This window comes from Saccharopolyspora mangrovi, assembly GCF_035320975.1.
In the GTDB taxonomy this organism is placed as follows: Bacteria; Actinomycetota; Actinomycetes; order Mycobacteriales; family Pseudonocardiaceae; genus Saccharopolyspora; species Saccharopolyspora mangrovi.
Window position 1 is genome coordinate 441,388 of the sequence record NZ_JAWLNX010000002.1, and the last position, 12,219, is coordinate 453,606.

At 66.2% G+C, this 12,219-nt stretch carries 12 protein-coding genes and 1 pseudogene; 4 read left to right on the forward strand and 9 right to left on the reverse strand.

Annotated features, from left to right (window positions below; translation table 11 throughout):
- Nucleotides 1-21: 21 nt before the first annotated feature.
- Nucleotides 22-285: an FDXHR family putative zinc-binding protein gene (locus tag R4I43_RS34550; RefSeq protein ID WP_456115119.1), complete on the forward strand. Its 264-nt coding sequence runs from the start codon at nt 22-24 to the stop codon at nt 283-285.
- Between the two features lie 122 nt (nt 286-407).
- Here R4I43_RS34550 and R4I43_RS04615 read toward each other — a convergent pair whose 3' ends face one another.
- The gene (locus tag R4I43_RS04615; protein WP_324264239.1) at nt 408-1,331 is read right to left on the reverse strand and encodes a fructose-bisphosphatase class II; all 924 of its coding nucleotides are present in this window, start codon (nt 1,329-1,331) and stop codon (nt 408-410) included.
- A gap of 290 nt (nt 1,332-1,621) precedes the next feature.
- On the opposite strand from R4I43_RS04615, the gene R4I43_RS04620 reads away from it, so the two are divergent.
- Nucleotides 1,622-2,263 (forward strand): molybdenum cofactor biosynthesis protein MoaE, encoded by a 642-nt coding sequence (locus R4I43_RS04620; protein WP_324264240.1) that lies wholly within the window; start codon nt 1,622-1,624, stop codon nt 2,261-2,263.
- Nucleotides 2,264-2,478: 215 nt separating this feature from the next.
- Here the strand turns inward: R4I43_RS04620 and dctA are convergent, their stop codons facing one another.
- From dctA to R4I43_RS04645, 5 genes and pseudogenes are all read right to left on the reverse strand, one after another.
- A complete protein-coding gene (gene dctA, locus R4I43_RS04625) occupies nt 2,479-3,837 on the reverse strand; it encodes a C4-dicarboxylate transporter DctA (protein WP_407691189.1) in 1,359 nt (452 codons plus the stop codon).
- A gap of 769 nt (nt 3,838-4,606) precedes the next feature.
- Nucleotides 4,607-4,864: a hypothetical protein gene (locus R4I43_RS04630; RefSeq protein WP_324264242.1), complete on the reverse strand. Its 258-nt coding sequence runs from the start codon at nt 4,862-4,864 to the stop codon at nt 4,607-4,609.
- A gap of 846 nt (nt 4,865-5,710) precedes the next feature.
- Nucleotides 5,711-5,926, reverse strand: coding sequence for a hypothetical protein (locus R4I43_RS04635; protein ID WP_324264243.1), 216 nt, complete (start codon nt 5,924-5,926; stop codon nt 5,711-5,713).
- A complete protein-coding gene (locus R4I43_RS04640; protein WP_324264244.1) occupies nt 5,826-7,043 on the reverse strand; it encodes a recombinase zinc beta ribbon domain-containing protein in 1,218 nt (405 codons plus the stop codon). The genes R4I43_RS04635 and R4I43_RS04640 overlap by 101 nt, the downstream gene beginning before the upstream one ends.
- A gap of 166 nt (nt 7,044-7,209) precedes the next feature.
- Nucleotides 7,210-7,398, reverse strand: a pseudogene (locus R4I43_RS04645) (hypothetical protein); the annotation flags it as partial.
- 101 nt (nt 7,399-7,499) lie between these two features.
- On the opposite strand from R4I43_RS04645, the gene R4I43_RS34270 reads away from it, so the two are divergent.
- Nucleotides 7,500-7,634, forward strand: coding sequence for a hypothetical protein (locus R4I43_RS34270; protein WP_407691190.1), 135 nt, complete (start codon nt 7,500-7,502; stop codon nt 7,632-7,634).
- Between the two features lie 30 nt (nt 7,635-7,664).
- Here R4I43_RS34270 and R4I43_RS04655 read toward each other — a convergent pair whose 3' ends face one another.
- From R4I43_RS04655 to R4I43_RS04665, 3 genes are read right to left on the reverse strand one after another with little or no spacing between them, the layout of a single operon-like run.
- Nucleotides 7,665-9,173, reverse strand: coding sequence for an ABC1 kinase family protein (locus R4I43_RS04655; protein ID WP_324264245.1), 1,509 nt, complete (start codon nt 9,171-9,173; stop codon nt 7,665-7,667).
- A gap of 35 nt (nt 9,174-9,208) precedes the next feature.
- Nucleotides 9,209-9,559 carry a hypothetical protein gene (locus R4I43_RS04660; RefSeq protein WP_324264246.1) on the reverse strand — a complete coding sequence of 117 codons (351 nt, stop codon included), beginning with the start codon at nt 9,557-9,559 and terminating at the stop codon, nt 9,209-9,211.
- A 56-nt stretch (nt 9,560-9,615) separates the two neighbouring features.
- On the reverse strand, nt 9,616-10,626 hold the full coding sequence (locus R4I43_RS04665; RefSeq protein ID WP_324264247.1) for a polyprenyl synthetase family protein: 1,011 nt from the start codon (nt 10,624-10,626) through the stop codon (nt 9,616-9,618).
- Nucleotides 10,627-11,062: 436 nt separating this feature from the next.
- Here R4I43_RS04665 and R4I43_RS04670 point away from each other — a divergent pair, with 436 nt between their 5' ends.
- The gene (locus tag R4I43_RS04670; protein ID WP_324264248.1) at nt 11,063-12,130 is read left to right on the forward strand and encodes a terpene synthase family protein; all 1,068 of its coding nucleotides are present in this window, start codon (nt 11,063-11,065) and stop codon (nt 12,128-12,130) included.
- Nucleotides 12,131-12,219: the final 89 nt, after the last annotated feature.

Sequence of the window (12,219 nt, forward strand, 5' to 3'; positions counted from 1 at the left end):
AGCATCACGACGTCGGCAAAAATGCAGGACCTCTCCGACGCCATCGCGGTGGCGCCGGAGGGGTTTTGCAGTAGCGCACACCTACGCCTAACGCGCAGCGCGGTGGGCGCGCTTCGCACACGAGGATCGGTCTTGAGCAACACGTTCACCTGCGGCGGATGCAAGAAGACCTGGACAGGGCTCGCGCAAGCGCACTGCTCCCGGTGTCACCGCACGTTCGCCGCGGCCGAGCTATTCGACAAGCACCGCCGGGAGCGTTGCGCCAAGAAGCGCCACCGGACGTAATGCCGATACCGCTTGTCAGTACCACCGCCGGGGTCAAGCCCCGTACCTCGGCCTATGCTTCTCCCGAAGAGCTTTTCTTCGCCCCGGCCTTACTCCGGCCGTGCGGACTTAGGAACGACCCGTCAATCTGTTTCCACCAACAGTCCGGGCTGGGCAGCTGTTGCCAGGAGCGAGTGGGTCGACCAGGCGTTGCGGTCGGTCCGGCGGGGCGCCCTTAGCATTGGTGTGTCGGTCACCGCGGTGACGACGAAGCAGCAGTCATCGGTCGCCACCAAATGTTCGAGGAGCAGCGGCAGGCCTGGTTGTTCGCCGTGCTCGATCAGCTGCTTGAGCTCCGATTCGGACTGCGGTTCAAGCATTGCTTGCATCGACCCGCCCAGGCATCGGGCTGCGCAAGCGGCGAGAACACCCTCTGCGGCACCGCCGATGCCCGCGAGCATGTCCGCCTCGCCAGACAAAACGTTCAGGGCGCCCACGACATCTCCGTCGGGGACGAGTCGCACGCGGCATCCGATCGTCTTCAGGTCCTGGACCAGGTTCCGGTGGCGGGGTCTGTCAAGCACTACGACCGAAAGCTCGGTGACGGGCTTGTCCAGAGCAGCACATACCGCCACGACGTTCTTCTCGATCGGTGCGGTGATGTCAATGGCCGTCGCCGCCGCCGGTCCCACGACGAGCTTGTTCATGTACCGCCCAGCTGTGTCATATAGACTGCTGGTTGCCGCAGCTGCGGCAACAGTCATGGCTCCCTGCGCATCTCGCACGCAGGCCCTGCTGTCTTCGAGCGGGTTCACAGCGAGCTCGAAGCGAAACCCCGGGCCGGCCGAAACGAGTTCGCCCGGGGACAGCGTCGATGCGCCATCCGATCCGCTCCCGCCGATCACGACCCGCCCGCTCCCGGGAACCCAGCCCAATCGCTGCCGCATGGCCTCGGTCGCAGCCTGGCGCGCCGCGTTCTCGTCACCGCCGCCTACCCATGGAAGGCAAGCAATCGCGGTGTGATGGGTAACCTTCAGCAGGCCATGTGCCACCTGCTCAATACTCATGGGAGTTCCAACCTTCCTGCACGCAGCCGCATTTGAGTGCCCGGCGGCAGCAGTTCGTTCGGCACGCGGTGACTCCATCAGCCAGCAAAAGGGGAAACATCCATCCTGGGGGTGACCAACGGGGTGGTTGCCGAAACTGAATCTTCCCTAGTTCCGACAAGGGATTCTTATCGCTTCATTTCCATTTCCGATTGGAACTCCCTATCGGCGATCACTTAAGGTGCGGTTAATACCCGTGAGTCTTCTGGTCGAGCCCCAAAACATTCACGACATTTTGAGCGGAGAACCCCATGGCGCGCACAGCTCGTGTGGTCGCGGTGTCAAACCGGGCCACCGACGGGGGGCACGAAGACAGGACGGGTCCGGTCATCGCGGCATGGCCACACTCCTGCAGCTACGCCGCGACCGGGCCCGCCCTGCCGACTGACGCAGATCCGGCCGCCTCCGAACCACCCGACACCCTCGATGCCGTGTTCACTGGCCAACAGCAACACCCGACGCGTGAGCCGGGAGCTGTGTTTCGAGCAGATGTCGTGGACACGCCGTTGAGCGTCGAGGAACTGGCGAAGCTTGTCGAGCGTGACGCGGCCGGTGCGATCGTCACCTTCGGCGGAGTCGTACGTGACCACGACGACCAGCGAAGCGTCCAGGAACTGGAGTACATCGGCCACCCCACCGCGACCACAGTGATCGCAGAAGTCGCCGACGAGATCGCGGCCCGCTTCGACGGTGTCCACGCCCTTGCGGTGTCACACCGCATCGGCCTGCTCAGCATCGGTGACGTGGCACTCGCCTGTGCCGTGGCTGCCGAGCACCGCGAGCAGGCCTTCACCGCCTGCTCCGAACTCGTCGACGAAGTCAAGCGCCGCCTGCCGATCTGGAAACGCCAGGTCTTCGCGGACAAGACCGAAGAATGGGTCAACTGCCCGTGACAACATCGCCGATGAGGCCGCACAGCATGTGATCAACGCTGGAGCGCAGCGTATCGAGGCGTGCGCGGAAGGACGACGCGGTCCTGCTCGGCCAGCCATTTCACTTCGGTTGGCTCCGGTGGCAGCTGGTGACCTCGTCAAATTTGCCATTGATGGCGGGTGCCGGGCGGCTCTCACGATGTAGAACCGCCCGGCACCTCCGTCGTTGTGGGTGATCAGGTCTTGCTCGGTGATTCCCTCGCCGTCTCGACCGGAGATGCGGTCTCGACCGCCGGCGACTTGTCGCCGTTGTGCGTGGCCTCGCTCGGGGCATCGGGATCGGAGGCCTCCGCCACGAGCGACTTGGCTGAGTCTTCCGGTGCGGCAAGAACCTCGCGGGCTTGCCTCTGGTCGAGCGCGTTGTCCCACTTGGACACGATGAAGGTGGCCACACAGTTGCCGAGCAGGTTGGTGACCACGCGCATGGTGTCCATGATGCGGTCGGCGCCGAGCACGAGGGCCACGGCGGCCACCGGGATCACCCCGACCGCCGAGGCGGTCGCCGACAGCGCGATGAACGCCGAACCGGGGATGCCGGCCATCCCCTTGGAGGTCAGCATCAGGACCAGGATCACGGTGAGCTGCTGGCCGATCGTCAGATCGACTCCGACCGCCTGCGCCATGAACAGCGTGGCCAGCGACAGGTAGATCGACGCGCCATCGAGGTTGAACGAGTAGCCGGTCGGCACGACGAGCCCGACGGCTTCCTTGCGGCACCCGGCGTGCTCGAGCTTCTCCATCATCCGCGGCATCACGCACTCGCTGGAGGCGGTGCCGACCGCCAGCACGAACTCCTCCCGGGTGTAGCGAAGGAAGCGGATGATGCTCAGACCGGTGAAAGCGCGCAGCAGCACCCCGAGCAGAACGATGAACAGCAGCGCCGAGCCGTAGGAGGCGGCGATCAGCTTGGCGTACGTGCCCAGCGAGGACAGGCCGTACTGACCGATGAGGTAGGCCATCGATCCGAACACCGCGATGGGGGCCAGCCGCATCACGTATCCGATGATCTTGAAGATGACCTCGCCGGCCTGCTCGATGAATCCGAACACCTGCGGAGCCCGGTCGATGCCGACGTGCAGCAAGCCGGCGGCGAACAGCACAGCGAGCAGGAGGACTTGGAGCAGCTCGTTGTCGGCGAACGCGGCCACGGCGCTCTCCGGGATCATGTGCAGCACGAATTCCGCCGGACCGGGCATCGTCTCGCCCTCGGTCTTGGCCTCGACGCCGGAAGTGTCCAGGGTGGAGGGATCGATCCCGAGGCCTGCGCCGGGCTGGAACACGTTGCCAGCGATGAGGCCGAGCGCGAGCGCGGCTGTGGTGACGATCTCGAAGTAGATCAGCGCCTTGAGCCCGACGCGGCCGACCGAGCGCATGTCTCCGGCCTTGGCGATGCCGACCACGACCACGCAGAAGATCAGGGGCGCGATCACCATCTTGATCAGGCGGATGAACCCGTCACCGATCGGCTTGAGAGACTCACCGAAATCTGGCCAGACGTGGCCCACGATGATGCCGACCACGGCCGCGATCAGCACTTGGACGAACAGCGAAGACAGGACGCTCCGCGCTCGACTTCGCGGAACGGAAGGCGCTGGCTGAGCCACGTCAGCCCCCCTTTATTTCTCGATGCGGAAAACTAATTTCACTTTGTGAGTGAGAAGTGTGAATCGCCGCGCCCGCACCGTCAAGCAGCATTTTCGCGACGGATTTTCATGAATCCTCGGCAATCACCGATCGACCAGCCAGGTCAACAAACTGTTGACTTAGCGCTGGCAGAAATAGTTCCCGGAGAACCCGCGAGCGGCTCAACGTGACCCAGTGCCCGGGCTGCACCCGGCCTCGGGAGGACGATGCGTGGCGACGTACCGACTGTCCCGAATACCGACGGCGAGCGAACCGCACAGGAACGCGCACCGGGGTCAACTCGAACGGAGCGCAACGAGGCCGACGAGCGTGCACGTGACCCTCTGGTCAGCAGGGATCGCTAACCCCGTGCTGCTTGTGAATGATCAGCCCGGCCGCAGCGTCGTCGTTGCCGCGTTCAACCGCTGGTGAGAGCCGGATTCGCCGATGCCGCCGCGGTCGCGTGCGCCGGTCTTGGGGCGGCCGTCGATGCGGTCGTCGACGTGGTCGGCAAGCTAGTCGGCGGTGGCGCGCTCGAAGCGGGCGCCAGCCGACTAAGGCCCACATCGTCGCGGCCTGCTATAGCCAAAGACCGTTCGACAGTTGAGCTCCGTGGTCTGAGCTGTGCCGACCACGCACTCAAAAGAGCTGAAACGGTTCCAGCATCGTAGACGGTACTGGTTAACCGTCGATGGCCCAGCGAAGCAGGAACTTTCCCAGCACGTCGTCGATGAGGCGTCCGCGGTCGGTCGGTTCGCCGTCCTCGCCGATGTGCTCGCTGAAGGCGTCGGACAGGATGTCCTCCACAGCCTCGCGTTCGTCTTGGCTGGGCTCGCTGCTGGCACGTAGCGAGTTCAGCAGGTCGCTGTCGTGCTCGTCGAGGACTGCGGTGAACACGTCCTGGAGCTCGGGTGGCAAGGTGTCGATGACGTTGCTCATGGATGCCTCCATCCGTTCGAGTTGCGCGCCCACGTCGTGATCACCTGGCCATCAGAGCTGCAACGGTGGACCTCGGCCGCGTCAAGCTCGCCTTCTTCCCTCGACCACCTCAGCTGAGGATCAAGTCGGCACCCGTCGATCAGACCCACTGCAGGTCACCGAAGTGGCAGCGCACAACATTGCATTCCCGCAGGTCACCAACCCGGCGCTGTTGGTAGTTCGCGTCACTATTGCCCTGCCTCGGAATTCCCCTCCGGCATCAGACCACGGGCCGCATCGAACCCGCCGAAGCGTGCTGCTCACGTCGCGCTCAGTCACGATCTCCTAGCAAAAGCAGGGAACTCGCACATTCAGGTCCGGTGGCAAACCGATCACGGGCGGAGCTCCGGTGACGACGTCTGGCCGAGGGTGCGGCAGTACCGTCCTCGTCGGCATCACTCCCCCTTCCCACCGAGAACCGGCCATCCGGGCCCAGGCCTGAAACCGCCCTGGAGCGCGTCGACAACCCCGGTCTGACGGTCGGCAGCAATGGTCCAGCGGCGGGTTCGGATCCAAAAGTCAAGTCACCTCGCGCGACGCTTCCGAGACCACCCTCGATGCGTTCGAGTTCCTGCGGGTACGAGGTACAGTCCAACGCAAAGTGAGTGTGACCTGCGGAAAAGTGACAACCCGAGATCGGTATCGGCGGACCCTTTTACTGCGCCGGTTAGACTGCACAGCGACCTGGGAAAACGGGCTTGAGCATGCCGGTGACCTCGCACTTGACTGGGGGTCAAGGGGTCGTGGGTTCGAATCCCGCCGTCCCGACGGCCGAGAAGGTCCGTTGATTTGCCGAGTAATGGCAGGTCAACGGGCCTTTTTCAATTGGATCACATGTCCGAGCTCATCGGCCGTTGAATTACTGCTGGGGACCAATTGGGGACCAGTGGTTCCATCGCGGGTCAAGTACGCCGACAGCGCGTTACCCGCCTCGATGATCGACTGATGGTCGGGATGCAGGTAACGCTGGGTGGTGGCGATGTTGCCGTGGCCGGCCACCTTGCGCGGGACGTGGAGCGGCACCCCAGCGTCGGCCATCCATGTCAGCCCCGTGTGGCGGAGGTCGCCGCAGATGTTCGAAGCCGAGAGCACGAACAACGTCATACCAGTGCGTTGTGTCCCGTAAGACGGCCGTACTGATCCGGCCGCCTTTCGGGCCAGAGAACAGACGGGCGTCTGGTTTCCCATCCAGCGCGGTGAGGCGATGGATCACCAGATCACGGATCTCCGGGATGACCGGTACGGTTCTTGCCCGCTTGCCCTTCGTGCCCTTGTCAACGAGCCCACCCGGTCCGGTTGTCGTCTGGCGTCGCACCTTCCAGGTCCACGTGCGTGTGTCGATATCGGCTACACGACATCCCGACACTTCCCCGATGCGTGCAGCAGTGCACACGGCGAACCTGACAACATCGCCCCAGCCCCTGTACTGATCGTGAGAACGCTCGACCAGCGCATCCGCGAGCGTGGTCAGCGTCTGCCAGTCGGGTAGTGCCAGTGCGCGGGGGTTTTCTAGCTCGTCCTCCGCTTTGCGGAACTCAGATTGCCACCCCACCACGCGAGCGGAGTTTCGGTCGACGATGCCGTCACGGAGCGCTTGCTCCATCACGCGGACGAGCACGGCAACCGTGTTCTTAATCGTCGACATGCTGCAGCCATCGGCGATCCAGTCGTGGGCAGCGCGGTCGACGACTCCGCTGGTGATCATGCGGACCGGGATGTGGCCGATGGTTGGCACGACGCGCTTGGTCCAGCCCGCCCTGTACGGTTCCGTGGTCTTCGGCTCGAGCCCCCTCAACGCAAGGCTCATCACGGCGTTGCCGTATTCCTTGAGTGACTTGGTGCTCTCGCTGGGATCGAGACCGCCACGCGCCGCGCGCTCCATGGCATCGATCCATGCTTCAGCGGCTTCGACTGTTCCGACTACCTGCGAGGCTCGGGCCGGGCACCGGTAGTACATGCCATGCACCCTCGGGCTGCCTTCCATCTTCCGACCGCACACCCCGCATCGAACCCGACCTCGGAACAAGTACGTCCGCTTCGTCGGGCGCCCGCTGCGTTCGAGCCTGCGAGCGGCCCGCAACTTGCCCGCGCCCTTCGAACGGCGCAGCAGCTGGGCCTGGGTGAAATCCTCGACGCTCACGATCTGCGGGGTGCGCAGGCTTGCGGGAGTACACGACGGACTCGCTGCCTGCTCGGCGGAAGCGGATCACGTACCCGGCGGCCACGTCGTCCGAATCGATGAGCTGCTCCTGCCTGGTCCAGCGCCCGAAGAACGCGTAGCCGGTGTAGCGAGAGTTCTCGAGGATCGCCCGGACCGTGCTGCCCTGCCACCCGTCAGCCGACCGGTGCCGGTTCTGCTCCGGCCGACGAGCCGAGGGACACGGGATGGCGTCGCGGTTCAGCCCGTTGGCGATCGCGCGGTCTCCCCTGCCGCTGAGGTACTCGGGGCGCGCAGGACCTCGGCAAGGACTCCTACGCGTGCCCGGCCCGCGCAGACGACCTCACCGGCCTACCGCCCGCGTGAGCGGCCACCGCGGAGTTCGACCCGCTGCGCGACGAGGGCGAGGCCTACGCCGACGCGCTGCGCGATGCCGGCGTGCCGGTCACCGCCAAACGCTACGAGGGGATGCTCGACGGCTTCGCCTGGACGCTCGGAGCCACCCCCAGCGGAGCCACCGTCATCGACGACCTGGCGACCGCTCTCCGCGAAGCCGTCGACCGCCAGCGGTAGTGCCCGGGGAGGCCGGGCGCGAGCGGCTGCTCAGCGCGGGCGGTTGCGGCGGTGGTGCAACCACAGCGCCGCACCGCCCAGCGCTATCAGTGAGCGCGGAACGTGGAACCTGCTGTCACGCTCGCCGTCCCGGCCCCCGGTGTGCACCGCGAACTCCCGGTTGGACAGATCCCGCAGCACCGTGCGCAGCTGGCCGGGGACCGCGTCGAGATCGAGCAGCAGCTCAGTGGCCATCCGAGCCAGGCGGGTGGTCGAGCTCTGCTCGCGCGCGAGCGCGGTCATGACGCCACGCATCTGGTCGTGGAACACGTCGATGATCGACAGCTCCGGAGCCACGCAGCGCACCGACCCCTCCATGTTGGCGAACGCCTTGCCCAGTACGGAGATCATCGGGTTCGTCTTGATCCCCCGCTTGGTGGACCGCTCGAGCACGCTGGTGAGCGTGACCCCGAAGTCGAGTTCAGCCAGCGAAGCCGTGGCGATCTTGGGGGTGAGCGCGGACATGTCCGATATGAAGCCGGGCACGTCCGCCCACTCGGTGGCGTAACCGAGCTCGATCCAGGACTTGGCCAGCGCTTGCCCGTCGTTCTCGGCGAGGTTGAGCAGCACCAGCATGATCTTCAGGCTGGTGCTTCGGTCGAGACGGCCGACCATGCCCCAATCGATCAGCGAAGCTGGGGCGCCGGGCCGCACGAAGATGTTGCCCGGGTGCGGGTCCGCGTGGAACATCCGGTTCACGAAGAAGCCGTGGTAGGTGAATGCCAGCAGATCCGCACCGATCGCGGTGCGCTCGGACACCGGCATCTTCGCGCGGTCCACGTGCCGGATCGATCGGCCCGGCGCGAGGGTCTGCACGAGCACCCGTTCACTGGCCCAGACGACCTCGGGAACCGACAGGTGCTGGAAATCGCGGACGGCTCGGCGGGCTTCGTCCATGTGCGCGGCCTCGACGTTGAAGTCGAGTTCCGGGCGCATCGCATCGAAGAGCACCCCGAGCATCGCCTCGACGTCGACCACCGAGTGGAACCGCGGGGCGCACTTGCCGACCAACCGCGCCGCGCGGCGCATCATCCGCATGTCCTCGTGGACCATTCCCTTGATGCCCGGCCGCTGGATCTTGATCACGGCCGAGCGGCCGTCCCGCAGCGTCGCCCCGTAGACCTGGGCCAAGGACGCCACGCCCAGCGGTTCCAGCAGTTCGACGTGCTGGAACCGCTCCTTCCAGTCCGGCCCGAGCTCTCCTTCGAGCACGGGCTCGAAGGTGCTGAACGGTGCCGGTGAAACACGATCGTGCAGCTTCTCCAGCTCGGCCATCACCGCTGGGGGAACGATGTCCGGACGCGTCGAGAGCATCTGGCCGAGCTTTACGTAGAACGGACCGAGCCGTTCCAGGCCGAGCCGAACGTCGCGAGCGCGCAGCTTCTCCCGTGCGGCACCCGACGCGTCCGCGGTGCGGCGCGCGTCCAAGGCGCGCGTGAACTCATTCTTGAACAGACCGGAGAGGACCTCGGTCACCAGCTTGAGTCGCTGCGCACCCAAGTCCGCTCCGTCCCGTCAGCCGCGATCACGACCGATCACCGCTTGCCGGTGGCGGCCTTAGTCGCCTTCTCGCCGAGCTTGGTCGCTTCCGCCGCGGTACCCGCAGCGCCCGCGGCCTCGCCAACGCCGGGGATGTTCTGCAGCGTGTTCACCAGCGTGTTGACCGTGTCGGTCAACTCCGCGATCTGCTTGGGCAGGGTGGCCACGGCCGCCGCGTTCTCGGCCGCACCGGTGGCGGCCCCGGTCACCGCGTCCGCGGCGGGAAGTCCGGCGTCCGCGGTGGCGCTGCCAGCGTCCTCCCGGTCGAGCAGCTCGTCGAAGGCCTGCTTGGCGTCATCGGCGACGTTACCGATGAAGTCCTTCAACGTGTCCTTCACACTACTCATGATTTCGACCTTCCTCTCCGCTTCCACTTCATCCACCACAGTGGACACACTTCGGGTTACCGAGCGCGGTGCGTGCTCCGGTCGGCCAGTTCGAGCAGCGCGGCCTCCGCCCACGGGGGTGGCGCCAGCACGTCCAGCGCGGCCACGGCGCGTTCGTAGCGCGCGCTGATCATAGCTTCGACCTCGGCGTCGGCGGCCGTGTCCCGGATGATCTCGCGCAGCCGCTGCGCTCCCCCTGCGCTCAGGTCCGCGGACCCGTGCAACTCCTCGATCACGGCGCGCTGGCTCGCGTCGGCACGTTGCCAGGTCAGGCGCATCAGCACCGTCCACTTGCCGGCGCGCAGATCGTCATCGCTGGGCTTTCCGGTCGTGACCTCGTTGCCGAAGACGCCGAGCAGGTCGTCGCGCAGCTGGAACGCCTCGCCGAGCGGGTCGCCGAACTCCGCGCACCGCCGCACCACGTCCTCGTCGGCCCCGGCCAGCAGAGCTCCCAGCTGCAGCGGCCGCTTGACGGTGTAGGCGGCGGTCTTCTGCCGAACCACGCGCCATGCGCCCTCGATCTCGTCCCCGACCGCCGTGACGTCCAGGTCCAGGTACTGCCCCGCCATGATCTCGGTACGCATCGTGTTCAGCACGGATCGGGCGGCGTGCAGGCGTTCGGGTGCGATTCCCGATGCGTGCAGCAGTTCGTCCGACCACACCAGGCACAGGTCACCGAGCAGGATCGCCGCGCTGAGACCGAAGTGCTCGGCGTCGCTGCCGTCCGGTGCGCGACCGGCCAGCAAGCGGTGGACGGTGGGCTGGCCGCGCCGCGAGTCCGAGGAGTCCATGACGTCGTCGTGGATGAGCGCGAACGCGTGGAAGAGCTCCAGGGCCGCCCCGACCCGCACCGCGGCGGGATCGTCGCGGTCGCCACCACCGGTGGCCCAGCCACACGCGGCGAACAGCGGGCGCAACCGCTTTCCCCCGGCGAGGAAATCGCGCACGACCTCGACCAGCGGCGGAACGCACGCATCGGGCGCGTCGCGCACCTGGCTGTCCAGGAAGCGCGCGAGGCTCGCGTCCACGTCCCGGCGCAACTCCTGCAGAGCCGGCTCGACGGAGCTGCCCGGCGTGCTCCGAAGTGCCGCGCCAGCGGCCGATCGCAGTGTCCCCCCACTGGGCATGAAAACCTCCGCATCGCATTCCCCGAGGCTGCGGGCGAGCGCGCGTGCCACCGGGATCACCGAAATCGCACCGCGCGCAGTTGTCGACCAAGCGTAGCAACCCTTGATCGATTCCAACACGCTTCCGCGAAAAGCGAATCCGCGCGATGCGTATCTACGATCACAGCAATACCCCTTGACAGGGAGCGCATCTAGGGATTCCGCGGTGATCGCTTGCTCGCGAACTCTGGTCTTTGGTACGCAATTGAACTGACCACGCTTGCCCCGGCACCCACACAGGTCCCTCGGCCGCCCCGGCAAACACGGGCATACCGCACATTCGAAACGAGGAGAGTTCGTGTCCATAGCCAGGACGAAGTTCGCCCTGCCGCCCTTTTACTGCCCTGTGGACCCCGCCGTGCACCCGCAAGTCGACGCGATCGAGAAACGCGCGATCTCCTGGATCGACGAGCTGGGAATGTACGAGGACGAAAAACGTCGCCGACACGTGCTGAAAACCAACAGCGCTGAATTCTTCTCGAGATTCGCGCCTAACGGCACGGATGAAAACGTGCTGCTCGCGGCCAAATGGGTCTACTGGGGCTTCGCCTTCGACGACGTGCGCTGCGACGAGGGCCCGCTGAGCGACAACCCCGGCGCGTTCGTCCAGATGGCGGGCCGCGTGCAGCGCGTGCTCGAAGCGCCGCAGAGCCTGGACGCGCCCGAAGACCCCTACCTGCGCGCGCTGCACGACTTCGGACTGTCCCTGCGCCGGCAGGCCACCCCCACGCAAGTGCGACGGTTCATCGACGCCCATCGGGCTTGGTTGCACGGCGTGGCCTGGCAGATCGGCAACCAGGCGCACGGCATCATGCCGCCGCTGAACGACTACCTGGCGATGCGCCTTGGCAGCTGCGGCGGTTTCCCGACCATGGCACTACTCGAGATCGCCAACGAAGCCGAAGTGCCCGCTGCCGAGATGGATCACCCAGCCGTGCGCGCCGCGAGCGAAGCCGCCGTCCTCACCGCTGGTTTGGACAACGACCTGCACTCCTACCGCCGCGAGCAGCGCGACCGGCACGCCGACCAGAACATCATCACGGTGCTCACCCATCACGAGGGCATTTCGGTCGATGAGGCGCTGACTTCAGCCGTGGGACTGCGCGATCGGATCATGCACGTGTTTCTCCGGCTGAACGAACAGCTCCTGCCCGACGCGAGCTCGGAGCTGCGCACCTACCTGACCTGCCTCGCGGCGGGCATCCGCGGCAACATCGACTGGGCGCTGCGCGTCCCGCGCTACACCACCGAGCACGAACCCGCCGTGGACGAGCACCCCGGGTTCAGCGCGGTGCCATCGAATCCCGATCCGGTCGCGCCACCGATCCCCACCATCGCGTGGTGGTGGCACGAACTGCGCTCCTGAACGTTGCACGGTCGGCGGGGTGTCCAGCGGTCCACCCCGCCGACCGACCGAGCCCGCGCAACTTCCGCCGCGCCCGGCAACGGGTTTCG

What these genes read in the sequence shown, in the direction of transcription:
- R4I43_RS34550 (WP_456115119.1), top strand. Translation starts at nt 22, where the DNA reads ATGCAGGACCTCTCCGACGCCATCGCGGTGGCGCCGGAGGGGTTTTGC.
- R4I43_RS04620 (WP_324264240.1), top strand. Translation starts at nt 1,622, where the DNA reads ATGGCGCGCACAGCTCGTGTGGTCGCGGTGTCAAACCGGGCCACCGAC.
- R4I43_RS04660 (WP_324264246.1), bottom strand. Translation starts at nt 9,559, where the DNA reads ATGAGTAGTGTGAAGGACACGTTGAAGGACTTCATCGGTAACGTCGCC.
- R4I43_RS04630 (WP_324264242.1), bottom strand. Translation starts at nt 4,864, where the DNA reads ATGAGCAACGTCATCGACACCTTGCCACCCGAGCTCCAGGACGTGTTC.
- R4I43_RS04615 (WP_324264239.1), bottom strand. Translation starts at nt 1,331, where the DNA reads ATGAGTATTGAGCAGGTGGCACATGGCCTGCTGAAGGTTACCCATCAC.